The following is a 22,629-nucleotide window of genomic DNA, read 5'->3' as shown; positions in this document are numbered from 1 at the left end:
CTCATAACCCCCGGTTTTTATGACTGGCCTGAATATGAAGACTATCGCTCTTCTGGCACTCCTTGCATCGGCCATGTGGGTATCCACAGGCTTGATCTCTGCCGTCCAGACAAAAGCGTCTGAGGCTGACCAGGATTTTTATCGCTGGATAGACTCCGAACAGGGCCGTAGCGCGTCCCTGGAGCAACTGCGGCAACAGTGCGACAAGGTGCTGGATGCCGATAGACACCTCAGCTGTTCGGTGACGGTCTTCGCCAGATTGCTCGAAGCCAAAGTCGCCAACCAACTCCCCGAATACTATCTGGCGATCAAGGCCAGGCATGCCCGGGCGATTGCGGCCAACGCCTATCTGAAACCTCTGTTCTCCACCTTTGGCAGCAAATCACTGGCTGTCCTGGCGGCGACCGGCGATTTCTCGGTCAGCGGTTCGACGAGGCATGAGGTGCTGCCGCTCCATCCGTATGCCGACGACTTCTACATCGCTGAACAAGTGCTGCCATTTATCGAGATCGGCGCGGCCAATGGTGCCTCGGCGCGTTTTGTACTGGACACGGGCGCACCGCAAACCCGGGTCAACATCGACACGGCGAAACAGATGGGCATCAAGTTGTTGCCCGATGCTTTTTATCGCTACAGCACGTTTTATGGCGAAAAGGGCCTGGCTGCGAGGCTGGGAATTCTCCGGTCGCTGAAAGTCGGCACCCGCGAGTTCAAGAACGTCCTGGTCTTTGTCAGCGACCGGGATAACCTGTTGGGGCTGGATCTGATCAGCAAGCTGGGGCGCTTGAAGATCACCAGCAGCACACTGGAGCTGAATCCCCCGCCGGCCACACGTTGTGATGCGTCGATTGTCGTCAGCCGCCTGGATCTCAATCAACGGCTGGTGGTGGCCGCACAGCTGGATCGCCGGGTAACGCAGGCCATCATCGATACCGGAAATGTCGACTACCTGACGGCCTCGTCACCCGGCAGGCAGCTCAGCGTTGTGCAGGCGCTGACACCGGGAAGCTCGAGCGTTTCCACCAACGACAACAAGCGTTTCCAACGCTTCGACGGCGTATTGGCCCTGCAAGGCAACATCATGGCGGTCACCTACAAATACTACCCGGGCTTTACCATCCCGCCGTCGCTGATAGCAGGGCAATACGTCCCGTCGATACTGCTCGGATGGCGCGCCTTCAAAGACTTTGAATTGAACCTGGACCTGGATTCAGGTCATTCATGCCTCAATAAAGTCTGAACAACTCGGTGTTTACCCACAATCCCTGTTGGTGGTTCTGTGGATAACATGTTCGCCCCTCGCTACACCCCATACAAATCAAGCCTTGTAGGCTGACGGTTAAAAAACAACCAGTCCTGTTTGTAGTTTTTCCAAGCTTTTTCAAGGGGATAAGTGCTGTTGTGGATGCAGACTTGCTCCCAATCTCTGTTGGCGCTTCTGTGGATAAGATGTTTGCTATCGGCTGTAGGCCTTATAAACAGCGGCTTACATGGTCTCGGTTAAAAAATGATCAATTGATGGTTGTGAGCCGTAGAATTCCACGCAATCACCGGTTTCTTGCGAGTCATAGCGGTTTTCCACAGCGTCTTCGAAGTTAACCCCAAAGTCTGTTGGCGCTTCTGTGGATAAGGTGTTTGCCATCCTCTATAAGCTACGCCGTTCGTGCCTTTCAGGCTTCTGATCAAAAAACGACCAGTGCGCCCGTGGAAGCATGCTTCTGGATAAGTCACCGTTTTTCTTTGGTTTTTGTGGAGAAATTTTGCAGTCTTTCCACAGTTGTCCCCAATTGCTGTGGGTGGAGGTGTGGATAACTTGTTTGTGGAAGGCTGGGAGGTGCGGCGGGCATAGGCCTGAACGAGATAGATCATATTTCGTACAGTTCTAATGAAGAGAGGAATTACCGAGAGGACTGTGTTGATGCTGAGGGCGCCATCGCGAGCAGGCTCGCTCCCACACTCGATCTGTGTCGTTCACAAATCCACTGTGGGAGCGAGCCTGCTCGCGATGCTTTTGATGTTTAGCCGCTAACCGGGACACCCTTGAGGTACGGCGCAGGCTCGGCCCCCAGGTTGCTCAGCAACCGCTCGCTGTACCAGTCCACGAAGTTCACCACGCCGAACTCATAGGTCTTGGAGTACGGCCCAGGCTGGTACGCAGTGGAGTTGATGCCGCGCTGGTTCTCTTCGGCCAGGCGACGGTCCTGATCGTTGGTGGCGTCCCAGACCTGGCGCATGCGCTCCACGTCGTAGTCCACGCCTTCGACCGCGTCCTTATGCACGATCCACTTGGTGGTGACCATGGTTTCCTGGGCGCTGATCGGCCACACGGTGAACACGATGATGTGGTCGCCCATGCAGTGGTTCCAGGAGTGGGGCAGGTGCAGGATGCGCATCGAGCCCAGGTCCGGGTTCTGGATGCGGCCCATCAGCTTGGCGCAGCCCTGTTTGCCGTCCATGGTCATCGACACGGTGCCCTTGAGCAGCGGCATGCGCACGATGCGGTTACGCAGGCCGAAGCTGGCGTGGGCGTAAGGGATCTTCTCGGCTTCCCAGGCAGCGGCGGAGGCGGCTACGTGGTCCTTGAAGGCCTGGTCGGCGCGCGGGTCGGTAACGTCGTCCCACTCCAGCAGGGTTTTCAGCAGCTCCGGGTGCGACGCGTTGCAGTGGTAGCACTCGCGGTTGTTTTCCAGCACCAGTTTCCAGTTGGCCTTTTCCATCAAGGTGGTGGTGATCGCCACCTTGGTGTTCTCCATGTCGTACGGTTCCATGTAATGGTTGAGCGTCGACAGGAAGTCATCGATGGCCGGCGGGTTCTCCGCCAGGCTGATGAAGATGTAGCCGCCGGCGGTCTTCACGTTCACCGGCTTGAGGCCGTACTCTTTCATGTCGAAGTCGGCGCCCATTTCGGTGCCGGCGAACAGCAGGCGGCCGTCGAGTTCGTAGGTCCACTGGTGGTAGTGGCAGACCAGCTTCGCGACCTTGCCCTTGTCGCTGGTGCACAGGCGTGAGCCACGGTGGCGGCAGACGTTATGGAACGCATGGACCACGCCTTCGGCGCCACGGATCACGATGATCGGGTTCTTGCCGATCTGCAGGGTCAGGTAGTTGCCCTTGGTCGGGATCTCGCAGGTCATGCCGGCGATCAACCACTCTTTCTGAAAGATTTCCTGCATGTCGATATCAAACAGCCGCTCGTCAGAGTAAAACGGCTGCGGCAGCGAGAACGTGCGCTCGCGCTCTTGCAGCATCTGTGCGGTGGCCTTGCGTGCGGGTTCCAGCGGATCGCCCAGGCTCAGGGTAGTAGTGACGTCCATCGTTTAATCCTCAAGGCCATCTGCGTGGCCGGCGAAAGTGGCTAATCAGGTTTGCTACGCAAGGTGTAAAGGTTGTGTCTTGGTATGGAGCGAGTGTGGGGCCGGCGCAGGCCAGAACCTTATCCATGGGCGACATGGTGCAATCTGTTCCCGACGCGCAAGCCCCGGTCGTTGGGGGCTGGTCGCGATAAGCATGTCAATGTCGCAGATAGGTAAATGGATGGTTCGCGCTATACGCAGAATCGCCAACATGAAGGCCGACAGTCGGCCGTGGAGATCAGCATGTCCAACAGCTTCCTGAACCCGGTAACCACCCAGACCTGGGCCAATGGTCGACACATCGTCCGTTGCGTCAAAGTCATCCAGGAAACCTGGGATGTGCGCACCTTTTGCTTCATGGCCGACCAGCCGATCCTGTTCTTCTTCAAACCGGGGCAGTTTGTCACCCTGGAGCTGGAGATTGAAGGCCAGCCGATCATGCGTTCGTACACCATTTCCAGCTCGCCATCGGTGCCGTACAGCTTTTCGGTGACCATCAAGCGCGTGCCGGGCGGCAAAGTGTCCAACTGGTTGCACGACACCCTGCACGAAGGCCAGGAGCTGGCGGTGCACGGGCCGGTCGGGCTGTTCAATGCCATGGACTTCACCGCGCCGAAGGTGCTCTACCTCAGCGGTGGCGTTGGTATCACGCCGGTCATGTCCATGGCGCGCTGGTTCTACGACACCAACGGCAATGTCGACATGGTGTTTATCCACAGCGCCCGTTCGCCTAAAGACATCATTTACCACCGTGAGCTGGAACACATGGCGTCGCGGATCGACAACTTCAGCCTGCACCTGATCTGCGAGAAGCACGGTATGGGTGAGCCATGGGCCGGTTATCGCGGTTACCTGAACCACAGAATGCTTGAATTGATGGCGCCTGACTTCCTTGAGCGCGAAGTATTCTGCTGCGGCCCGACACCCTATATGAATGCGGTCAAGCGCTTGCTGGAAGCCGCTGGCTTCGACATGTCGCGTTATCACGAAGAATCCTTCGGTGCGACCCCGCCAGAGGCGCGCGCTGACGCCGTGGAGCACGCCGAACAAGCGGCCGAAGCACCAGAAGTCGACGTGGCGGACCTGCACCAGGTGGAGTTCACGGCGTCCGGCAAGAGCATTCGCGTGGCCCCGGGCGAGACCGTGCATGCGGCGGCGGCCAAGGTCGGCCTGATGATTCCGAAAGCGTGCGGCATGGGGATTTGCGGGACGTGCAAGGTGTTGAAGCTGGGCGGCGAAGTGGAGATGGACCACAACGGCGGGATCACCGAGGAAGACGAAGCGGAAGGGTTCATCCTGTCGTGCTGCAGCGTGCCTAAAGGCGACGTGCGCATCGAGTTCTAATGGTTGCGCAATAGTCCCTGTAGGAGCGAGCCTGCTCGCGATGGACGTCAACGATAACGCTGACAACCTGACCCCCCGCGGTGTTCTCAGGTTCATCGCGAGCAGGCTCGCTCCTACAGGGGAGGGTGTTTAGTCGATAAACAAGTCGGTCATGAGCTTGTCGCTGCTGTCCGGCGCGAACCGATAGTGCTCGAATTCCGTCACACCGCTTTCCCGCAGAATCTCCTCATCAATCAGCAGGCGCCCGGTCAGGCTGCGCCCGCTGCTGTTCAGAATGACGTGGGCGGCATCCGCCATGATCGCCGGCAGGCGCGCATGCTTGAACGATTCCCTCGACCCTAGCTGAAACTCGATGGCGGCGGTGGCAATCATCGTCTGTGGCCACAGCGAGTTGACGCTGATCCCGTAATTCCTGAATTCCTCACTCATGCCCAGGGTCAGCATGCTCATGCCGTATTTGGTGACGGTGTAGGGGCTGTATTGGGCGAACCACTTGGTGGCCAGGTTCAGCGGTGGGGACAGGTTGAGGATGTGGCCGCCGGACTTCTTCAGGTACGGCAACGCAGCCTGGCTGCACAGCAAGACGGCGCGGGTGTTGATCTGGTGCATCAGGTCGAAGCGCTTGAGTTCGAGGTGCTGCACCCCGGTCAGCTTGATCGCCCCGGCGTTGTTGATCAGCGCATCGATACTGCCGAAATGTTCATTGGCCCGGGCCAGCGCCGCACGTACGGCATCCTCTTCACGCACATCCACCTGCAAGGCCAGCGCCTTGCCACCTGCGGCTTCCACTTCCTTGGCCACACTGAAAATCGTGCCCGGCAGCTTGGGGTGGGGTTCGGCACTTTTGGCGGCGATCACAATGTTGGCCCCATCGCGTGCGGCCCGCAGCGCGATCTCGCGGCCGATGCCGCGGCTGGCGCCGGTGATGAACAGGGTTTTGCCTTGTAGGGACATGCGCACGCTCCTGATTATTGTTATGTGAGCACAGGCTCGACTGACAATGTAGACGAAGTCTTCAGGTGCGAACGATCAGGGGATGCGGATGGCTTTTGTAGGAGTGAGCCTGCTCGCGATAGCGGAGTCAGGTCCAACATCAATGTTGGCTGGTCCACCGCTATCGCGAGCAGGCTCGCTCCTACAGGGGGCTGTGTAAGCCAGAGTTTTAGTGAGACATCACTTCGCGGATGTCTTTCGCCAGTTCACGCACGCGCTCTACCTCGGTATCCCACGAGCACATGAAGCGTGCGCCGCCGTTGCCGATGAAGGTGTAGAAACGCCAGCCCTTGGCGGTCAGTGCGGCGATGGCCGGCTCCGACAGTTGCAGGAACACGCCGTTGGCCTGTACCGGGAACATCAGCTCCACGCCGGGAATGTCGCTGACCAGCTCGGCGAGCAATTGCGCGCAGTGGTTGGCGTGGTTGGCGTATTTGAGCCAGGCGTCGTTTTCCAGGATCCCGACCCACGGCGCCGACAGGAAGCGCATTTTCGACGCCAGCTGCCCGGCCTGCTTGCAGCGGTAATCGAAGTCTTCCGCCAGTTTGTGGTTGAAGAACAGAATCGCCTCGCCCACCGCCATGCCGTTTTTCGTGCCGCCAAAGCACAACACGTCGACGCCGGCCTTCCAGGTCAGGTCAGCCGGGGTGCAGCCGAGGAAAGCGCAGGCGTTGGAGAAGCGCGCGCCGTCCATGTGCAGGTTCAGGCCCAGTTCCTTGCAGGTGGCGCTGATGGCGCGGATTTCGTCCGGGGTGTAGACGCTGCCGACTTCGGTGGCCTGGGTCAGGGTCACGACGCGGGGTTTCGGGTAGTGGATGTCCTGGCGCTTGAGCGCGACCTCGCGGATCGATTCCGGGGTCAGCTTGCCGTTTTCAGTGCGGGCGATCAGCAGTTTGGAACCGTTGGAGAAGAATTCAGGGGCGCCGCATTCGTCGGTTTCGACGTGGGCGGTTTCCGAGCAGATCACGCTGTGGTAACTCTGGCACAGCGACGACAGCGCTAGCGAGTTGGCGGCGGTGCCGTTGAAGGCGAAAAACACTTCGCAGTCGGTTTCGAACAGCTTGCGGAATCCGTCGGAGGCGCGAGCGGTCCACTCGTCGTCGCCGTATGCGCGCTGGTGGCCGTGGTTGGCCTGTTCCATGGCCGCCCAGGCTTCAGGGCAGATACCGGAATAGTTGTCGCTGGCGAATTGTTGGCTCTTGTCGGTCATGGCCTGCTTCCGTGGTCGAGATGCCTATGGTGAAGCGTCCCGTGGTCAATGAGGGTGCGCACTAGACCCAAGATCGTCAGGTGGAGCGCACAGGATGTCGCTGTCGGGAAAATACAGTGTCGAAGGGCAATTATGCACGTGACAATGCACAAGACCATGCACAAGACCATGCACTTAAAGCAGCGCGACGGGGCACTGGATCTGCTCAAGTGGCTGGCGCTGTTGAGCATGGTGCTCGATCACCTGCGATATGTCGGTTATTCCGCCGATCTGTTGTATGTGCCGGGACGCCTGGCGTTTCCGTGGTTTTGCCTGGCGATGGCGGCCAATCTGGCGCGCACGCGGACTACGACGACCGGTGGTCAGTGGCGCTATCTAGGGTGGTTGTTGCTATTTAGTGCGGTGAGTGAAATTCCTTACCGGATGTACATTCCCAATCCCGATACCTTGAATGTGCTGCCAACCCTCGCCTTGGGCTTGTTGGTGGTTCGTGGCTGGCAGCAGCCGGTGCTTGCGTCGCGGTTGCTGGCGGTGGGCGCGTTGCTGTTGGCAGGGTTTTTCTCCCAGCGATTGATGTTCGGGTTCTTTGGCGTGCTGTTGCCGCTGGCGATGCTGCTGGTACTGCAACGCCCCTGGTATTTCGCACTGTTGGCGGGGGTGGTGTGCCTGGCGGCCAATCAGTGGCAGGTGCTGTATCACGCCGCTCGCCTGGGCAATGTCGCGGCGATTCCGGCCATCGTCACGTGTCTGATCGCGCCATGGCTCGGAGTGTTCTTGTTGCGACATGCCCATGACGTAAAACCACTGCCGATGCGGCGCTGGGCGTATGCGCTCTATCCCTTGCATTTCCTGGTGTTGCTCGCAGTGCGACAGCTCATCGCCTGACCCTGTAGGAGTGAGCCTGCTCGCGATGGCGGCGCCACATTCGGTAATGATGGTGGCTGACCCACCGCTATCGCGAGCAGGCTCGCTCCCACAGGGGATTCGCGCCGGATCGACGGTCGTGTTCCGCCAGCCATTTCTTCCCATGTCGTAAACGCACCTTTGCGTGGCGCCCGTAGGCATTTGACGACTCCAAGCCAGTCATACCATCGCTACCAAAGGGCACTGCCGAAACGCCAGTGCCTCACCGAGACGAATGGCGCACCGCCGCCGCTGGGAGAGACGCGATGTTCAGCAAGCAAGACCAGATCCAGGGTTACGACGATGCACTGCTGGCGGCGATGAATGCCGAGGAGCAACGTCAGGAAGATCACATCGAGCTGATCGCGTCGGAGAACTACACCAGCAAGCGCGTGATGGAAGCGCAAGGCAGCGGCCTGACCAATAAATATGCCGAAGGTTATCCGGGCAAGCGCTACTACGGTGGCTGCGAGCACGTCGACAAGGTTGAAGCACTGGCCATCGAGCGCGCCAAGCAACTGTTCGGCGCCGATTATGCCAACGTCCAGCCGCACTCCGGTTCCTCGGCCAACAGCGCCGTGTACCTGGCCCTGCTGCAAGCCGGCGACGCCATCCTTGGCATGAGCCTGGCCCACGGTGGCCACCTGACCCACGGCGCCAAAGTGTCGTCCTCGGGCAAGCTGTACAACGCCGTGCAGTACGGCATCGACACCAAGACCGGTCTGATCGATTACGACGAAGTCGAGCGCCTGGCCGTCGAGTGCAAGCCGAAGATGATCGTTGCCGGCTTCTCGGCCTACTCCAAGACCCTCGACTTCCCACGCTTCCGCCAGATTGCCGACAAGGTCGGTGCGCTGCTGTTCGTCGACATGGCCCACGTGGCCGGTCTGGTTGCTGCTGGTCTGTACCCGAACCCGCTGCCTTACGCCGATGTGGTCACCACCACTACCCACAAGACCCTGCGCGGTCCACGTGGCGGCCTGATCCTGGCCAAGTCCAACGAAGAAATCGAGAAGAAGCTCAACGCGGCAGTTTTCCCGGGTGCCCAGGGCGGCCCGCTGATGCACGTGATCGCCGGTAAGGCGGTGTGCTTCAAGGAAGCGCTGGAGCCTGGCTTCAAGGTTTATCAGCAGCAAGTGATCGACAACGCCCAGGCCATGGCCGGCGTGTTTATCAAACGCGGCTACGATGTAGTGTCCGGCGGTACCGACAACCACCTGTTCCTGGTCAGCCTGATCCGTCAGGGCCTGACCGGCAAAGAGGCGGATGCAGCACTCGGTCGCGCCCACATCACTGTGAACAAGAACGCTGTCCCGAACGATCCACAGTCGCCGTTCGTGACCTCCGGCCTGCGCATCGGCACCCCGGCGGTCACCACGCGCGGCTTCAAGGTGACCCAGTGCGTCACGCTGGCCGGCTGGATCTGCGACATCCTCGACAACCTCGGCGATGCCGATGTCGAGGCCAATGTCGCCGAGCAAGTGGCGGCCCTGTGCGCGGACTTCCCGGTTTATCGCTGAGTGCGGTTTTGGAGTAAATGACTATGCAACGCTACTCGGGCTTCGGCCTCTTCAAACACTCTCTCAGCCATCATGAAAACTGGCAGAAAATGTGGCGCACGCCGACCCCTAAAAAGGTCTACGACGTGGTCATCGTCGGCGGTGGCGGGCATGGTCTTGCAACGGCCTATTACCTGGCCAAGGAACACGGCATCACCAACGTGGCCGTGGTCGAGAAAGGCTGGCTGGGCGGCGGTAATACCGCGCGCAACACCACCATCGTTCGTTCCAACTACCTGTGGGACGAGTCGGCGCACCTGTACGAACACGCGATGAAACTGTGGGAAGGCCTGTCCCAGGACCTGAACTACAACGTGATGTTCTCCCAGCGTGGCGTCTACAACCTGTGCCACACCCTGCAGGACATCCGTGATTCCGAGCGTCGGGTCAGCGCCAACCGCCTCAACGGCGTGGACGGTGAACTGCTCGATGCCAAACAGGTTGCCGACGAGATTCCGTACCTCGACTGCTCCAAGAACACCCGCTACCCGGTGATGGGCGCGACCGTCCAGCGTCGCGGCGGCGTGGCCCGTCACGATGCCGTGGCCTGGGGCTTTGCCCGGGCCGCCGACGCCCTCGGCGTGGACCTGATCCAGCAGACCGAAGTGATCGGTTTCCGCAAGGAAAACGGCGTGTGCATCGGCGTTGAAACCAACAAGGGCTTTATCGGCGCCAAGCGCGTCGGCGTAGTGACCGCCGGTAACTCCGGGCACATGGCCAAGCTCGCCGGTTTCCGCCTGCCGATCGAATCCCACCCGCTACAGGCGCTGGTGTCCGAGCCGATCAAGCCGATTATCGACAGCGTGATCATGTCCAACGCCGTGCACGGCTACATCAGCCAGTCCGACAAGGGCGACCTGGTGATTGGCGCCGGTATCGACGGCTACAACGGCTACGGCCAGCGTGGTTCGTACCCGGTGATCGAGCACACCATCCAGGCCATCGTCGAGATGTTCCCGGTGCTGTCGCGGGTACGCATGAACCGTCAGTGGGGCGGCATCGTCGACACCACGCCGGATGCCTGCCCGATCATTTCGAAAACCCCGGTACCGAACATGTTCTTCAACTGCGGTTGGGGCACCGGCGGCTTCAAGGCCACACCTGGCTCGGGCAACGTGTTTGCCGCGAGCCTGGCCAAGGGTGAAATGCACCCATTGGCCGCACCTTTCTCCATCGACCGTTTCCACAACGGTGCGTTGATCGATGAACACGGCGCTGCTGCGGTTGCCCACTAACAGGAGAAATCCCCATGTTGCATATCTTCTGTCCTCACTGCGGCGAGTTGCGCTCCGAAGAGGAATTCCATGCATCCGGCCAGGCGCACATCCCGCGTCCACTGGATCCGAACACCTGCACCGACGAGGAGTGGGGCGACTACATGTTCTTCCGCGATAACCCGCGCGGTCTGCACCACGAGCTGTGGGATCACGTCGCCGGTTGCCGTCAGTACTTCAACGTCACCCGCGACACCGTGACCTACGAGATTCTCGAAACCTACAAGATCGGCACCAAGCCACAATTCACCGACAAGACCGATAGCCCGAAAGCGGCCAGCACGGCTCTGGGAGAGAAGGTATGAGCCAGATCAATCGCCTGTCCAACGGCGGACGGATCGACCGCAACAAAGTCTTGACCTTCACCTTCAACGGCCAGAACTACAAAGGCTTCGAAGGCGATTCCCTGGCCGCTGCACTGCTGGCCAACGGCGTCGACATCATCGGTCGCAGCTTCAAGTATTCCCGTCCGCGCGGCATCTTCGCCGCCGGTGCCGAAGAGCCGAACGCGGTGCTGCAGATCGGCGCCACCGAAGCCACGCAGATCCCTAACGTGCGCGCCACGCAACAGGCGCTGTACCAAGGCCTGGTCGCCACCAGCACCAACGGCTGGCCGAGCGTGAACAACGACATGATGGGGATTCTCGGCAAGGTCGGCGGCAAGCTGATGCCACCGGGCTTCTACTACAAAACCTTCATGTACCCGCAATCGTTCTGGATGACTTACGAGAAGTACATTCGTAAGGCTGCCGGTCTTGGCCGCTCGCCGACCGAGAACGATCCGGACACCTACGACTACATGAACCAGCACTGCGACGTGCTGATCGTCGGTGCTGGCCCAGCAGGTCTGGCCGCTGCACTGGCCGCTGCGCGCAGCGGTGCCCGGGTGATCCTGGCTGACGAACAGGAAGAGTTCGGCGGCAGCCTGCTCGATTCCCGCGAAAGCCTCGACGGCAAGCCTGCGACCGAGTGGGTCGCCAGCGTCATCGACGAACTGAAGAACACCCCGGACGTGCTGCTGTTGCCGCGCGCCACGGTCAACGGCTACCACGACCACAACTTCCTGACCATTCACGAGCGCCTGACCGATCACCTCGGCGACCGCGCACCGATTGGCCAGGTGCGTCAGCGCATCCACCGGGTCCGCGCCAATCGCGTGGTGCTGGCAACTGGCGCTCACGAGCGTCCACTGGTCTACGGCAACAACGACGTGCCGGGCAACATGCTCGCCGGCGCCATCTCGACCTACGTGCGTCGTTACGGCGTGGCACCGGGCAAGAAGCTGGTGCTGTCGACCAACAACGACCACGCCTACCGCGTTGCCCTGGATTGGCTCGATGCCAGCCTGCAAGTGGTGGCCATCGCCGACGCCCGCAGCAATCCGCGTGGTGCGCTGGTGGAAGAAGCCCGCGCCAAAGGCATCCGCATCCTCACCGGCAGTGCCGTGATCGAGGCTCGTGGCAGCAAGCACGTGACCGCTGCCCGTGTGGCCGCCATCGATGTCAAAGCCCACACCGTGACCAGCCCAGGCGAATGGCTCGACTGCGACGTGGTCGCCAGCTCCGGTGGCTACAGCCCGGTGGTTCACCTGGCTTCGCACCTGGGTGGCAAGCCGATCTGGCGCGAAGACATCCTCGGTTTCGTACCGGGTGAAGCACCGCAGAAACGCGTGTGCGTCGGTGGCATCAACGGCGTCTACGGCCTCGGCGATTCCCTGGCCGATGGTTTTGAAGGCGGCGCTCGCGCCGCTGCTGAAGCCGGGTTCCAGACTGTCGAAGGCGTACTGCCGAAAGCCCTGAGCCGTCTCGAAGAGCCGACCCTGGCGCTGTTCCAGGTGCCCCACGAAAAGAACACCGCACGGGCGCCGAAGCAATTCGTCGACCTGCAAAACGACGTCACCGCCGCCGCCATCGAACTGGCGACCCGCGAGGGCTTCGAGTCGGTCGAGCACGTCAAGCGCTACACCGCGCTGGGCTTCGGCACCGATCAGGGCAAGCTCGGCAACGTCAACGGCCTGGCCATCGCTGCCCGTTCGCTGAACGTGACCATCCCGCAGATGGGCACCACCATGTTCCGTCCGAACTACACGCCGGTGACATTCGGCGCCGTAGCCGGTCGTCACTGTGGGCACATCTTCGAGCCGGTACGTTACACCGCACTGCATCAATGGCACCTGAAAAATGGCGCCGAGTTCGAAGACGTCGGCCAGTGGAAACGTCCTTGGTACTTCCCGAAATCCGGTGAAGACCTGCATGCCGCGGTGAAGCGCGAATGCAAAGCCGTGCGCGACAGCGTCGGCCTGCTGGATGCTTCGACCCTGGGCAAGATCGACATCCAGGGCCCGGATGCGCGCGAGTTCCTCAACCGCGTCTACACCAACGCCTGGACCAAGCTCGATGTGGGCAAGGCGCGTTACGGCCTGATGTGCAAAGAAGACGGCATGGTCTTCGACGACGGCGTGACGGCTTGCCTGGCCGACAACCATTTCGTCATGACCACCACCACCGGCGGCGCGGCTCGCGTACTTCAGTGGCTGGAGTTGTACCACCAGACCGAATGGCCGGACATGAAGGTGTTCTTCACCTCCGTCACCGACCACTGGGCGACCATGACCCTGTCCGGGCCGAACAGCCGCAAGCTGCTCGCTGAAGTCACCGACATCGACCTGAGCAACGAAGCCTTCCCGTTCATGACCTGGAAAGAAGGTCTGGTGGGCGGTGTGCCGGCGCGGGTATTCCGGATTTCGTTTACCGGTGAGCTGTCGTACGAAGTCAACGTGCAAGCCGACTACGCGATGGGCGTGCTCGAGAAAATCGTCGACGCCGGCAAGAAGTACAACCTGACGCCATATGGCACCGAAACCATGCACGTGCTACGGGCCGAGAAGGGCTTCATCATCGTCGGTCAGGACACTGACAGCTCGATGACCCCGGACGACCTGAACATGGGCTGGTGTGTCGGTCGCACCAAACCGTTCTCGTGGATCGGCTGGCGTGGCATGAACCGTGAAGACTGCGTGCGTGATCAGCGCAAGCAACTGGTTGGCCTGAAGCCGATCGATCCGAACAAATGGCTGCCGGAAGGTGCGCAACTGGTGTTCAACACCAAGCAAGCCATCCCGATGACCATGGTGGGGCACGTGACTTCCAGTTACCTGCACAACTCCCTGGGCTATTCGTTCGCCATGGGCGTGGTCAAGGGCGGGTTGCAGCGGATGGGCGAGCGAGTGTTCGCACCGCTGGCCGACGGCAGCGTGATCGAGGCGGAAATCGTTTCTTCGGTGTTCTTCGATCCGAAGGGCGATCGCCAGAACGTGTGACACCACAGTACCTGTGGGAGCGTGGCTTGCCCGCGATGGCGTCAGACCAGATAGCACAACTGTGACTGACGAATCGCTATCGCGGGCAAGCCCGCTCCCACAGGGATTACGAATTCAGGAAAGGTGCTTTATGACCGCAGCCAATGTTTACCAACAACGCCCAACCTCCGGGGCCAAGGCCGAGTCGTCGCTGCATCATGCCGACCTCGCCAGCCTGGTGGGCAAGGGCCGCAAGAACGCCGGTGTGACCGTGCGTGAGAAAAAACTCCTCGGCCACCTGACCATCCGTGGCGATGGCCACGATGCCGCGTTTGCCGCCGGCGTACACAAGGCCCTCGGCATCGAATTGCCGGGTGCACTGAGCGTCATCGTCAAAGGCGAAACCAGTTTGCAATGGATGGGGCCGGATGAGTGGCTGCTGATCGTGCCGACCGGTGAAGAACTGGCCGCCGAGCAAAAACTGCGCGCAGCGCTGGGCGATTTGCACATTGCAATCGTCAACGTCAGCGGCGGCCAGCAACTCCTCGAACTGAGCGGCCCTAACGTGCGCCAGGTGCTGATGAAGTCCACCAGCTACGACGTGCACCCGAACAACTTCCCGGTGGGCAAAGCCGTCGGCACGGTGTTCGCCAAGTCGCAACTGATGATCCGTCACACTGCCGAAGACACCTGGGAACTGCTGATTCGTCGCAGCTTCTCGGATTACTGGTGGCTGTGGTTGCAGGATGCTTCTGCCGAGTACGGCCTGAGCGTACAGGGCTGATCACCACCGTCACTGTAGGAGCGAGCCTGCTCGCGATGGACTTCAAGGCAACGCGTTGAATCAGAAAGTACGCGTCATCGTTGGCCTCCATCGCGAGCAGGGCTCGCTCCTACAGTAGGCATCCACCGATTTCACAGGAGTCACCGCACTATGAGCCGCGCCCCAGACACATGGATTCTGACCGCCGACTGCCCCAGCGTGCTCGGCACCGTGGACGCGGTGACCCGCTTTCTGTTCGAGCAGGGCTGCTACGTCACCGAGCACCATTCCTTTGATGACCGGCTCTCGGGCCGTTTCTTCATTCGCGTGGAATTCCGTCAGCCCGACGGTTTCGACGAGCAGTCCTTCCGCGCGGGCCTCGCCGAGCGCGGTGAAGCCTTCGGCATGATCTTCGAACTGGTCGCGCCGAACTATCGGCCGAAAGTGGTGATCATGGTTTCCAAGGCCGATCACTGCCTCAACGACTTGCTCTATCGCCAACGCATCGGCCAGTTGTCGATGGACGTCGCCGCGGTGGTCTCCAACCATCCGGACCTCAAGCCACTGGCCGACTGGCACCAGATTCCGTACTACCACTTCCCGCTGGACCCGAACGACAAACCGTCGCAAGAGCGCCAGGTGTGGCAGGTCATCGAAGAGTCCGGCGCCGAACTGGTGATCCTTGCGCGCTACATGCAAGTGCTGTCGCCGGAACTGTGCCGCAAGCTCGATGGCAAGGCGATCAACATTCACCACTCCCTGCTGCCCGGATTCAAGGGCGCCAAGCCCTATCACCAGGCCTACAACAAGGGTGTGAAACTGGTGGGCGCCACCGCGCATTACATCAACAACGACCTGGATGAAGGCCCGATCATTGCCCAGGGTGTGGAGGCAGTGGACCACAGCCATTACCCGGAAGATCTGATCGCCAAGGGGCGGGATATCGAAGGGCTGACGCTGGCCCGGGCGGTCGGGTATCACATTGAGAGAAGAGTGTTTTTGAACGCGAACAGAACAGTCGTTCTTTAGATTGCAATCGCGAGCAGGCTCGCTCCTACAGGGGTATGCATTCCAATGTAGGAGCGAGCCTGCTCGCGATAGCGGCATAACAGACAACACAAGACACACAGGCAATAACCCGAGCATTTAACGCGCTGCCTGCCTGGGCAACGCGGTTCCATAAAAACAACAGCGAGGTGAAAGCATGTCTGGCAATCGTGGTGTGGTGTATCTCGGCGCTGGCAAGGTCGAAGTGCAGAATATTGACTATCCGAAAATGCAGGACCCGCGCGGCAGGAAGATTGAACACGCTGTCATCCTGCGTGTGGTATCCACCAACATCTGTGGTTCCGACCAGCACATGGTGCGCGGGCGTACCACGGCGCAAACCGGCCTGGTGCTGGGCCATGAGATCACCGGTGAAGTGATCGAGAAGGGCAGCGACGTCGAGAACCTGCAAATCGGCGACCTGGTATCCGTACCGTTCAACGTGGCTTGCGGGCGCTGCCGTTCCTGCAAAGAGATGCACACCGGCGTGTGCCTGAGCGTCAACCCGGCGCGTCCGGGCGGTGCTTATGGTTACGTCGACATGGGCGACTGGACCGGTGGCCAGGCCGAATACGCCATGGTGCCGTACGCCGACTTCAACCTGCTGAAACTGCCGGATCGCGACCGGGCAATGGAAAAAATCCGCGACCTGACCTGCCTCTCGGACATCCTGCCGACCGGCTATCACGGCGCCGTGACCGCTGGCGTTGGCCCGGGCAGCACCGTGTACATCGCCGGTGCCGGTCCGGTCGGTCTGGCGGCGGCCGCATCCGCTCGCCTGCTGGGTGCGGCGGTGGTGATCATCGGTGACGTCAACACCGTGCGCCTGGCTCACGCCAAGGCCCAGGGTTTCGAAATCGCCGACCTGTCCCTGGACACGCCGCTGCACGAACAGATCGCCGCACTGCTGGGCGAGCCGGAAGTGGATTGCGCCATCGACGCCGTCGGCTTCGAAGCCCGTGGCCATGGCCATGACGGCGTGAAACACGAAGCCCCGGCCACCGTGCTCAACTCGCTGATGGGCGTGGTGCGTGTGGCAGGCAAGATCGGCATCCCCGGCCTCTACGTGACCGAAGACCCGGGTGCTGTCGACGCTGCCGCGAAAATGGGCAGCCTGAGCATCCGCTTCGGTCTGGGCTGGGCCAAATCCCACAGCTTCCACACCGGCCAGACCCCGGTGATGAAGTACAACCGCCAGCTGATGCAGGCGATCATGTGGGACCGCATCAACATCGCCGAAGTGGTGGGGGTGCAGGTGATCAGCCTGGATCAGGCGCCGCAGGGGTATGGCGAGTTTGACGCGGGTGTGCCGAAGAAGTTTGTGATTGATCCGCATAAGATGTTTAGTGCGGCGTAATTACTACTGCTAAAAGAAAAGGGCGACGTGCTGTCGCCCTTTTTATCTATGTATGAATCATCAATAACTCACCGAGGTAAACCCTGCCTAACTACACTGTTGTAGGCTGATGGACTAGTCTGGCTAACTACATTGTTGTAGTCTGGTGGGCTAGAGTTAGCGGCGAGCCTGCCAGCTTCTTCGTAAGTTGGAAGGTCCGGTGGCATTGCGCGGCTCCGCTCTTTAAAGATGCGCCATTCAATGAACCATGGAGTAATCTTCTCTCTTGGAACGGATACGCCAGCGTCAATATCATCACTCAATTGGGCAAACACTTTTGCAAGATCTGGCACTCCAGAACCTTCGACTACGCCGCCTACCCAATCCCCACTTTGCGGTGAACGTGTTGCTCCGCGCGATACACTAGCGCTACTAGCTGGTGTTCTTGCTCCTAAAAAATTACCAATTCCTTTAGCAAGTCGGACTATCCAAATGGAATGACCCGATGGATCTGCGTGATTCACCGGATCCCCTACGCAATATGCATACGCATTCAACCCTCCCTCCCCAAACGGGCTCCAACTGTCCGGGCTGTTAAACCGCATCAACACCGGGTTAAACGCCCGATAACCATTCCCCAACAAATAACCCCCCGTCACCGGATCCGGCCGTTCGCCGTTGAAGCCGAGCAGGCTGAGCAAGCCGCTTTCCGCAGGGCGATGACCATAGGGTGAGTAGGCGAGGGGATGGGGGCGAGATGCGTCGAGTACATTCAATACCGAACGCTGTTGATCAGTGGCAAGCAAGCACGCTTCCACGGCCCCACTCTGACGCTGCTGTTGAGCCAGCAATTGATCGTTGTGCTGCATGATCGAACGCTGCACCACACCTTGAATCTCGGTAGCCAGGCGATCTTTCAGGTAAAAGCGTCGGGTGGGGGCCTGCGCAGAGGGAGTGCAATCAACCAGACGATCCAGCGCGTCGTAACGGTAGCGGCAGAGCAGCGTTTCTCGAGTGGGGAGCATGGCCAGGTTCCTGAATGAGTTTGTCGATCCAGGGTTTTACTGTGGTGCATTCGAGCAGCGCCGCCCACTAGCAGATCTGATAGTGCCGCAGGCTACAGGGCTGCTTTGTGACGAGTGGATGGGAATTGGGTGGAAACCTGAGGAACATGTCCGCGTTTGCCCGGTCAAATCGGCAGCTTTGCGCCCGTAAGCCGGGCGTTTTTCATGACGCAAGAGGATGTCTGAATGAAAATTTCACGCGGTTTTGCATTGGCATCACTCCTGACCCTGGCCGCCAGCCCGGCCTTTGCACAGTTCAGCCTGAGCGATGCGGCCAATGCCATTGCCGGCATGAAGGGCGGTGACGCGGCCGAAACTGCCGCACCGACGCCGCAGACAGCCGACCTGCTGAGCACCCTCAGTGAACTGGACATCACCCCACAACAAGCCGTCGGCGGTGCCGGGGCGATGCTGGGGCTGGCGAAGAACCAGTTGAGTTCGACCGACTACTCGGAACTGGCCAAAAGCGTGCCGGGCATCGACATGCTCTCGGGCGGCGGTGAGTTGGGGGCACTGGCCGGTCTACTGGGCTCGAGCGGTAAAGCAGCAGGGCTGGATAACGCCCTGGGCAACGTCAAGGACACCAGCGACCTGAACAACGCCTTCAGCGCCCTGGGCATGGACAGCGGCATGATCGGCCTGTTTACCCCGGTGCTCCTGCAATACCTCGGCCAGCAGGGCGTCGGCAGTTCGTTGCTGAGCAGCCTGGGCGGGATCTGGGGTGCCGGCACTGGTAGCTGATTCAGCCGCGCCCGGTGCGCAAGGCGTCGATTTGCCGGTCCTTCTCGATCCAGAGTTGGTTGACCCAGTTCTGGACCTTCTCTCGAAACGCAGGATCGTTTTCGTAATCGCCCTGCCACAGCGCCGGGTCGAGTTCGCGGATCTGGATATCGATGATGACCCTCGGCACATTGCCGCTGATCAAGTCCCAGAATCCCGGAATCTTCTGCTGCGGGTAAACCACCGTCACATCGAGAATCGCGTCCAGCTGTTCACCCATCGCCGCCAGCACAAAGGCCACGCCGCCGGCCTTGGGCTTGAGCAGGTGATTGAATGGTGACTGTTGCCGGGCACGTTTAACCGCCGTGAAGCGGGTGCCCTCCAGATAATTGACCACCGTCACCGGTTGGCGCTTGAACAGTTCGCAGGCCTGTCTGGTGATTTCCAGATCCTTGCCCGCCAGTTCCGGGTGTTTGGCCAGGAAGGCTTTGCTGTAGCGCTTCATGAACGGGTAATCCAGCGCCCACCACGCCAGGCCCAGGAAGGGCACCCAGATCAGTTCTTTCTTGAGGAAGAATTTGAAGAATGGCGTGCGTCGGTTCAGCGTCTGGATCAGCGCCGGGATGTCGACCCAGGATTGATGGTTGCTGATCACCAGATATGAAGTGTCGCGACGCAGATCGTCACCGCCACGGATGTCCCATTGGGTGGGGATACACCAGCGAAAAATCAGCTTGTCGACCTCGGACCAGGTTTCGGCAATCCACATCACCACCCATGAGGCGTAATCGCGAAAACGGCCGGTCAGAACCAGTTTGAGCAGGGCAAACACCATCAGCGGCCCGATCAGGACCAGGGTGTTGAGCAACAGCAGGAGGGTCACGAAACAGCCGGTGAGCAGGCGGCGCATAAGTCACTCGTGGAAGCGGTTGGGCGCGCCATGATAAGCAGCTTCGGGCAACAGGCCAAATTGGGGGTGACGAATGTTTCACTTTCGGGTCGGTAACCTTGTGGGAACGATCAGGCGCACGACGGTCTAAAATCCGACTGCTCACTCTCATGGAAACCCATTACGTGAAATCCCTCCTTGCAGTGCTTTCCCTCATCGCCCTGCCGGTCATGGCCGCCGAGCCGACCCTCTATGGTCGTTACGAATACATCGCCCTGCCGGAAATCGGCGGGCAGGTCCTCAAGGCGAAAATGGACACCGGCGCTCTGACCGCGTCGCTGTCGGCCAAGGACATCGAAACCTTTACCCGCGATGGCGAAGAGTGGGTGCGCTTCCGCCTGGCCACCAAGGACGCGAGCAACAAGGTCTACGAGCACAAGATCGCCCGCATCAGCAAGATCAAGACCCGTTCCGAAGAGGAAGAGGAGGATAGCGAAGTGATCGCACCCACCAAACGTCCGGTGGTCGATCTGGAACTGTGCCTGGGCAATGTCAAGCGCACGGTCGAGGTCAACCTGACTGACCGCAGCAGCTTCAACTATCCGTTGCTGATCGGCGCCAAGGCGTTGCGTGAGTTTGGGGCGGCGGTGAATCCGGCGAGAAGGTTTACGGCGGATAAGCCCGATTGCTGATTGACGGGGTGTGAGGCTTGGGGCACCGTTCGCCCACATCCCTGCCGGGCTCGGACGGCATGCCTCATATCCTGATTGTCGAAGACGAAGCGGCCATTGCCGATACCCTGGTTTTCGCCCTGCAAGGCGAGGGCTTCACCACCACATGGCTGAGCCTGGGCGCGGTGGCGCTGGAGTACCAGCGTCAGACCCCGGCGGATCTGATCATTCTCGATATCGGCCTGCCGGACATCAGCGGCTTCGAAACCTGCAAGCAACTGCGGCGCTTCAGCGAAGTACCGGTGATGTTCCTCAGCGCCCGGGATGGCGAAATCGATCGCGTCGTGGGCCTGGAAATAGGCGCCGACGATTACGTGGTCAAGCCGTTCAGCCCTCGGGAGGTGGCGGCGCGGGTCCGGGCGATTCTCAAGCGCATGGCGCCCCGCCCGGTGGGCGAATCGTCGACTGCGCTGTTTCGCATCGACAACGAACGCGTGCAAATCAGCTATCGCGGTCAACTGCTGACCCTGACCCGCCATGAGTTCCGTCTGTTGCAATGCCTGCTGGAGCAACCCGAGCGGGTCTTCAGTCGCGAACAGTTGCTCGATGCAGTGGGCGTGCCCGCCGACGCCGGTTACGAGCGCAGCATCGACAGCCACATCAAGAGCGTGCGCGCCAAGCTGCGATTGGTGAAGGCTGACGCCGAGCCGATCCAGACCCACCGCGGCCTCGGCTATAGCTACAACCCGGGACAAAGCTGATGCCGCTGGGAATCCGGATTTTCCTGGTCTACGCACTGTTCATCGGCCTGACGGGCTACTTTGTGCTCAACACGGTCATGCAAGAGATCCGTCCCGGCGTTCGCCAGTCCACCGAAGAAACCCTGGTCGACACCGCCAACCTGATGGCCGAGATCTTGCGCGACGACTTCAAGGCCGGCAGCCTCAACCAGAATCGCTGGCCGGAACTGCTCAAGGCCTATGGTGAGCGACAGCCGGCGGCGAATATCTGGGGACTGCCGAAGAATCAGGTCAACCACCGCATCTACGTCACCGACGCCAAGGGCATTGTCATGCTGGATTCCAGCGGGGCGGCGGTGGGGCAGGATTACTCGCGTTGGAATGACGTCTACCTGACCCTGCGCGGCGAATATGGCGCTCGCTCGACGCGCAATGACCCGAACGATCCGGGGACTTCGGTGATGCACGTCGGTGCGCCGATTCGCGACAACGGCCAGATCATCGGCGTGGTTACCGTGGCCAAGCCCAACAGCTCGTTGCAGCCGTATGTGGATCGCACGGAACGCCGGCTGCTGGCGTATGGCGCCGGGCTGGTCGGCCTCGGTTTGCTGTTCGGCGCGTTGTTGTCCTGGTGGCTGAGCCGCGCACTGCGAAGGTTGACGGCGTACGCCCAAGGGGTCAGTGAAGGCCGGCGGGTTGAAGTGCCGCATTATCGCGGAGGTGAGCTGGAGCAATTGGCCACGGCAGTGGAGCAGATGCGCACGCAGCTTGAAGGCAAGGCCTACGTCGAGCGATACGTGCACACCTTGACCCATGAATTGAAGAGTCCGTTGGCGGCGATTCGTGGTGCGGCGGAACTGTTGCAGGGCGAGATGCCTCTGGCACAGCGGCAACGGTTCGTCGGCAACATCGACAGCGAAAGTGCGCGCATGCAGCAGTTGATCGAGCGCTTGCTGAATCTGGCGCAAGTCGAGCAGCGTCAGGGCCTGGAAGAACGCGTCGATGTGCCGTTGGGCGAGTTGGTGACTGAGTTTCTGAGTGCTCAGACGGCGCGAATCGAAGGTCGTCAGTTGCAGGTGGAACAAACCATTGCAGCGGATCTGATGCTGAGTGGTGAGCCGTTTTTATTGCGGCAGGCGCTGGGCAACCTCTTGGAAAACGCACTGGATTTTACCCCGGTCCAAGGCCTGCTGCGCCTCAGTGCCCGGCGAATTGGCGAGCAGGTCGAGTTCAAACTGTTCAATCAGGCCGAGGCCATTCCAGACTATGCGTTGCCAAGGCTTAGCGAGCGTTTCTACTCGTTGCCGAGACCGGACAGCGGGCGCAAAAGCACCGGGCTTGGGCTCAATTTTGTCGAGGAAGTGGTCAAGCTGCATGGCGGTACGATGAGCATCGGGAATGTCGATGGCGGTGTGGAAGTGACATTGCACCTACCTTAGGACCGGTCCAGTCTCCACAAAGTCTC

Annotated in this window: 19 protein-coding genes; 14 read left to right on the top strand and 5 right to left on the bottom strand. The window is 60.4% G+C overall.

Features of this window, described 5'->3' with window-relative positions; translation table 11 throughout:
- Positions 1-73: 73 nt before the first annotated feature.
- Positions 74-1,240 (top strand): retropepsin-like aspartic protease, encoded by a 1,167-nt coding sequence (locus AC3IX1_RS26430; RefSeq protein ID WP_489388792.1) that lies wholly within the window; start codon positions 74-76, stop codon positions 1,238-1,240.
- A 778-nt stretch (positions 1,241-2,018) separates the two neighbouring features.
- Here AC3IX1_RS26430 and gbcA read toward each other — a convergent pair.
- Positions 2,019-3,314, bottom strand: coding sequence for a glycine-betaine demethylase subunit GbcA (gbcA, locus tag AC3IX1_RS26425; RefSeq protein ID WP_489386355.1), 1,296 nt, complete (start codon positions 3,312-3,314; stop codon positions 2,019-2,021).
- 282 nt (positions 3,315-3,596) lie between these two features.
- Here gbcA and gbcB point away from each other — a divergent pair, with 282 nt between their 5' ends.
- On the top strand, positions 3,597-4,697 hold the full coding sequence (gene gbcB / locus AC3IX1_RS26420) for a glycine-betaine demethylase subunit GbcB (RefSeq protein ID WP_489386354.1): 1,101 nt from the start codon (positions 3,597-3,599) through the stop codon (positions 4,695-4,697).
- Positions 4,698-4,826: 129 nt separating this feature from the next.
- Here the strand turns inward: gbcB and AC3IX1_RS26415 are convergent, their stop codons facing one another.
- The gene (locus tag AC3IX1_RS26415) at positions 4,827-5,651 is read right to left on the bottom strand and encodes an SDR family oxidoreductase (RefSeq protein WP_489386353.1); all 825 of its coding nucleotides are present in this window, start codon (positions 5,649-5,651) and stop codon (positions 4,827-4,829) included.
- A 208-nt stretch (positions 5,652-5,859) separates the two neighbouring features.
- Positions 5,860-6,900: a threonine aldolase family protein gene (locus AC3IX1_RS26410; protein WP_489386352.1), complete on the bottom strand. Its 1,041-nt coding sequence runs from the start codon at positions 6,898-6,900 to the stop codon at positions 5,860-5,862.
- Positions 6,901-7,032: 132 nt separating this feature from the next.
- On the opposite strand from AC3IX1_RS26410, the gene AC3IX1_RS26405 reads away from it, so the two are divergent.
- The 8 genes from AC3IX1_RS26405 to fdhA all read left to right on the top strand — a co-directional run bounded on the left by AC3IX1_RS26405 (position 7,033) and on the right by fdhA (position 17,101).
- Entirely contained in the window at positions 7,033-7,785 is a 753-nt protein-coding gene (locus AC3IX1_RS26405; protein WP_489386351.1) for a TraX family protein, read from the top strand.
- Between the two features lie 284 nt (positions 7,786-8,069).
- Entirely contained in the window at positions 8,070-9,323 is a 1,254-nt protein-coding gene (glyA, locus tag AC3IX1_RS26400) for a serine hydroxymethyltransferase (RefSeq protein WP_489386350.1), read from the top strand.
- 23 nt (positions 9,324-9,346) lie between these two features.
- Positions 9,347-10,597, top strand: a complete 1,251-nt coding sequence (locus AC3IX1_RS26395; protein ID WP_007947735.1) for a sarcosine oxidase subunit beta — start codon at positions 9,347-9,349, stop codon at positions 10,595-10,597.
- A gap of 14 nt (positions 10,598-10,611) precedes the next feature.
- Positions 10,612-10,941, top strand: a complete 330-nt coding sequence (locus AC3IX1_RS26390) for a sarcosine oxidase subunit delta (protein WP_046039383.1) — start codon at positions 10,612-10,614, stop codon at positions 10,939-10,941.
- Positions 10,938-13,955, top strand: coding sequence for a sarcosine oxidase subunit alpha (locus AC3IX1_RS26385; protein ID WP_489386349.1), 3,018 nt, complete (start codon positions 10,938-10,940; stop codon positions 13,953-13,955). Before AC3IX1_RS26390 ends, AC3IX1_RS26385 begins: the two co-directional genes overlap by 4 nt.
- Before the next feature lie 130 nt (positions 13,956-14,085).
- Complete coding sequence (locus AC3IX1_RS26380) at positions 14,086-14,718, top strand: sarcosine oxidase subunit gamma (RefSeq protein ID WP_489386348.1); 633 nt, start codon at positions 14,086-14,088, stop codon at positions 14,716-14,718.
- 150 nt (positions 14,719-14,868) lie between these two features.
- Positions 14,869-15,726 (top strand): formyltetrahydrofolate deformylase, encoded by an 858-nt coding sequence (purU, locus tag AC3IX1_RS26375; RefSeq protein ID WP_477753324.1) that lies wholly within the window; start codon positions 14,869-14,871, stop codon positions 15,724-15,726.
- 175 nt (positions 15,727-15,901) lie between these two features.
- Positions 15,902-17,101, top strand: a complete 1,200-nt coding sequence (fdhA, locus tag AC3IX1_RS26370) for a formaldehyde dehydrogenase, glutathione-independent (RefSeq protein WP_489386347.1) — start codon at positions 15,902-15,904, stop codon at positions 17,099-17,101.
- A 68-nt stretch (positions 17,102-17,169) separates the two neighbouring features.
- On the opposite strand, the gene AC3IX1_RS26365 is transcribed toward fdhA, so the two are convergent.
- On the bottom strand, positions 17,170-18,105 hold the full coding sequence (locus AC3IX1_RS26365; RefSeq protein WP_489386346.1) for an RHS repeat-associated core domain-containing protein: 936 nt from the start codon (positions 18,103-18,105) through the stop codon (positions 17,170-17,172).
- A gap of 225 nt (positions 18,106-18,330) precedes the next feature.
- On the opposite strand from AC3IX1_RS26365, the gene AC3IX1_RS26360 reads away from it, so the two are divergent.
- Positions 18,331-18,885 (top strand): DUF2780 domain-containing protein, encoded by a 555-nt coding sequence (locus tag AC3IX1_RS26360; protein WP_489386345.1) that lies wholly within the window; start codon positions 18,331-18,333, stop codon positions 18,883-18,885.
- A 1-nt stretch (position 18,886) separates the two neighbouring features.
- Here AC3IX1_RS26360 and yihG read toward each other — a convergent pair whose 3' ends face one another.
- Positions 18,887-19,774, bottom strand: a complete 888-nt coding sequence (yihG, locus tag AC3IX1_RS26355) for a 1-acylglycerol-3-phosphate O-acyltransferase, YihG family (protein WP_489386344.1) — start codon at positions 19,772-19,774, stop codon at positions 18,887-18,889.
- 164 nt (positions 19,775-19,938) lie between these two features.
- Between yihG and rloA2 the strand changes: the two genes are divergently transcribed.
- The 3 genes from rloA2 to creC are packed head-to-tail and all read left to right on the top strand — an operon-like array spanning position 19,939 to position 22,603.
- Positions 19,939-20,445 carry a retropepsin-like aspartic peptidase RloA2 gene (gene rloA2 / locus AC3IX1_RS26350; RefSeq protein ID WP_489386343.1) on the top strand — a complete coding sequence of 169 codons (507 nt, stop codon included), beginning with the start codon at positions 19,939-19,941 and terminating at the stop codon, positions 20,443-20,445.
- 59 nt (positions 20,446-20,504) lie between these two features.
- On the top strand, positions 20,505-21,185 hold the full coding sequence (creB, locus tag AC3IX1_RS26345; protein WP_489386342.1) for a two-component system response regulator CreB: 681 nt from the start codon (positions 20,505-20,507) through the stop codon (positions 21,183-21,185).
- On the top strand, positions 21,185-22,603 hold the full coding sequence (gene creC, locus AC3IX1_RS26340; RefSeq protein ID WP_489386341.1) for a two-component system sensor histidine kinase CreC: 1,419 nt from the start codon (positions 21,185-21,187) through the stop codon (positions 22,601-22,603). The genes creB and creC overlap by 1 nt, the downstream gene beginning before the upstream one ends.
- The last annotated feature ends 26 nt before the right edge of the window (positions 22,604-22,629 follow it).

It is taken from the genome of Pseudomonas sp. KH_046_2 (assembly GCF_057838985.1).
The sequence above is the reverse complement of the archived record's forward strand: the minus strand, read 5'-3'. Positions and strand labels throughout refer to the sequence as shown.

Bases quoted from the DNA above. Each gene is read 5' to 3' on its own strand.
- AC3IX1_RS26365 (WP_489386346.1), bottom strand. From the start codon at position 18,105: ATGCTCCCCACTCGAGAAACGCTGCTCTGCCGCTACCGTTACGACGCG.
- AC3IX1_RS26360 (WP_489386345.1), top strand. From the start codon at position 18,331: ATGAAAATTTCACGCGGTTTTGCATTGGCATCACTCCTGACCCTGGCC.
- creC (WP_489386341.1), top strand. From the start codon at position 21,185: ATGCCGCTGGGAATCCGGATTTTCCTGGTCTACGCACTGTTCATCGGC.
- yihG (WP_489386344.1), bottom strand. From the start codon at position 19,774: ATGCGCCGCCTGCTCACCGGCTGTTTCGTGACCCTCCTGCTGTTGCTC.
- creB (WP_489386342.1), top strand. From the start codon at position 20,505: ATGCCTCATATCCTGATTGTCGAAGACGAAGCGGCCATTGCCGATACC.
- AC3IX1_RS26415 (WP_489386353.1), bottom strand. From the start codon at position 5,651: ATGTCCCTACAAGGCAAAACCCTGTTCATCACCGGCGCCAGCCGCGGC.
- glyA (WP_489386350.1), top strand. From the start codon at position 8,070: ATGTTCAGCAAGCAAGACCAGATCCAGGGTTACGACGATGCACTGCTG.
- AC3IX1_RS26405 (WP_489386351.1), top strand. From the start codon at position 7,033: ATGCACGTGACAATGCACAAGACCATGCACAAGACCATGCACTTAAAG.
- AC3IX1_RS26395 (WP_007947735.1), top strand. From the start codon at position 9,347: ATGCAACGCTACTCGGGCTTCGGCCTCTTCAAACACTCTCTCAGCCAT.
- fdhA (WP_489386347.1), top strand. From the start codon at position 15,902: ATGTCTGGCAATCGTGGTGTGGTGTATCTCGGCGCTGGCAAGGTCGAA.
- gbcB (WP_489386354.1), top strand. From the start codon at position 3,597: ATGTCCAACAGCTTCCTGAACCCGGTAACCACCCAGACCTGGGCCAAT.
- AC3IX1_RS26430 (WP_489388792.1), top strand. From the start codon at position 74: ATGTGGGTATCCACAGGCTTGATCTCTGCCGTCCAGACAAAAGCGTCT.
- purU (WP_477753324.1), top strand. From the start codon at position 14,869: ATGAGCCGCGCCCCAGACACATGGATTCTGACCGCCGACTGCCCCAGC.
- AC3IX1_RS26385 (WP_489386349.1), top strand. From the start codon at position 10,938: ATGAGCCAGATCAATCGCCTGTCCAACGGCGGACGGATCGACCGCAAC.
- AC3IX1_RS26380 (WP_489386348.1), top strand. From the start codon at position 14,086: ATGACCGCAGCCAATGTTTACCAACAACGCCCAACCTCCGGGGCCAAG.
- gbcA (WP_489386355.1), bottom strand. From the start codon at position 3,314: ATGGACGTCACTACTACCCTGAGCCTGGGCGATCCGCTGGAACCCGCA.
- AC3IX1_RS26390 (WP_046039383.1), top strand. From the start codon at position 10,612: ATGTTGCATATCTTCTGTCCTCACTGCGGCGAGTTGCGCTCCGAAGAG.
- AC3IX1_RS26410 (WP_489386352.1), bottom strand. From the start codon at position 6,900: ATGACCGACAAGAGCCAACAATTCGCCAGCGACAACTATTCCGGTATC.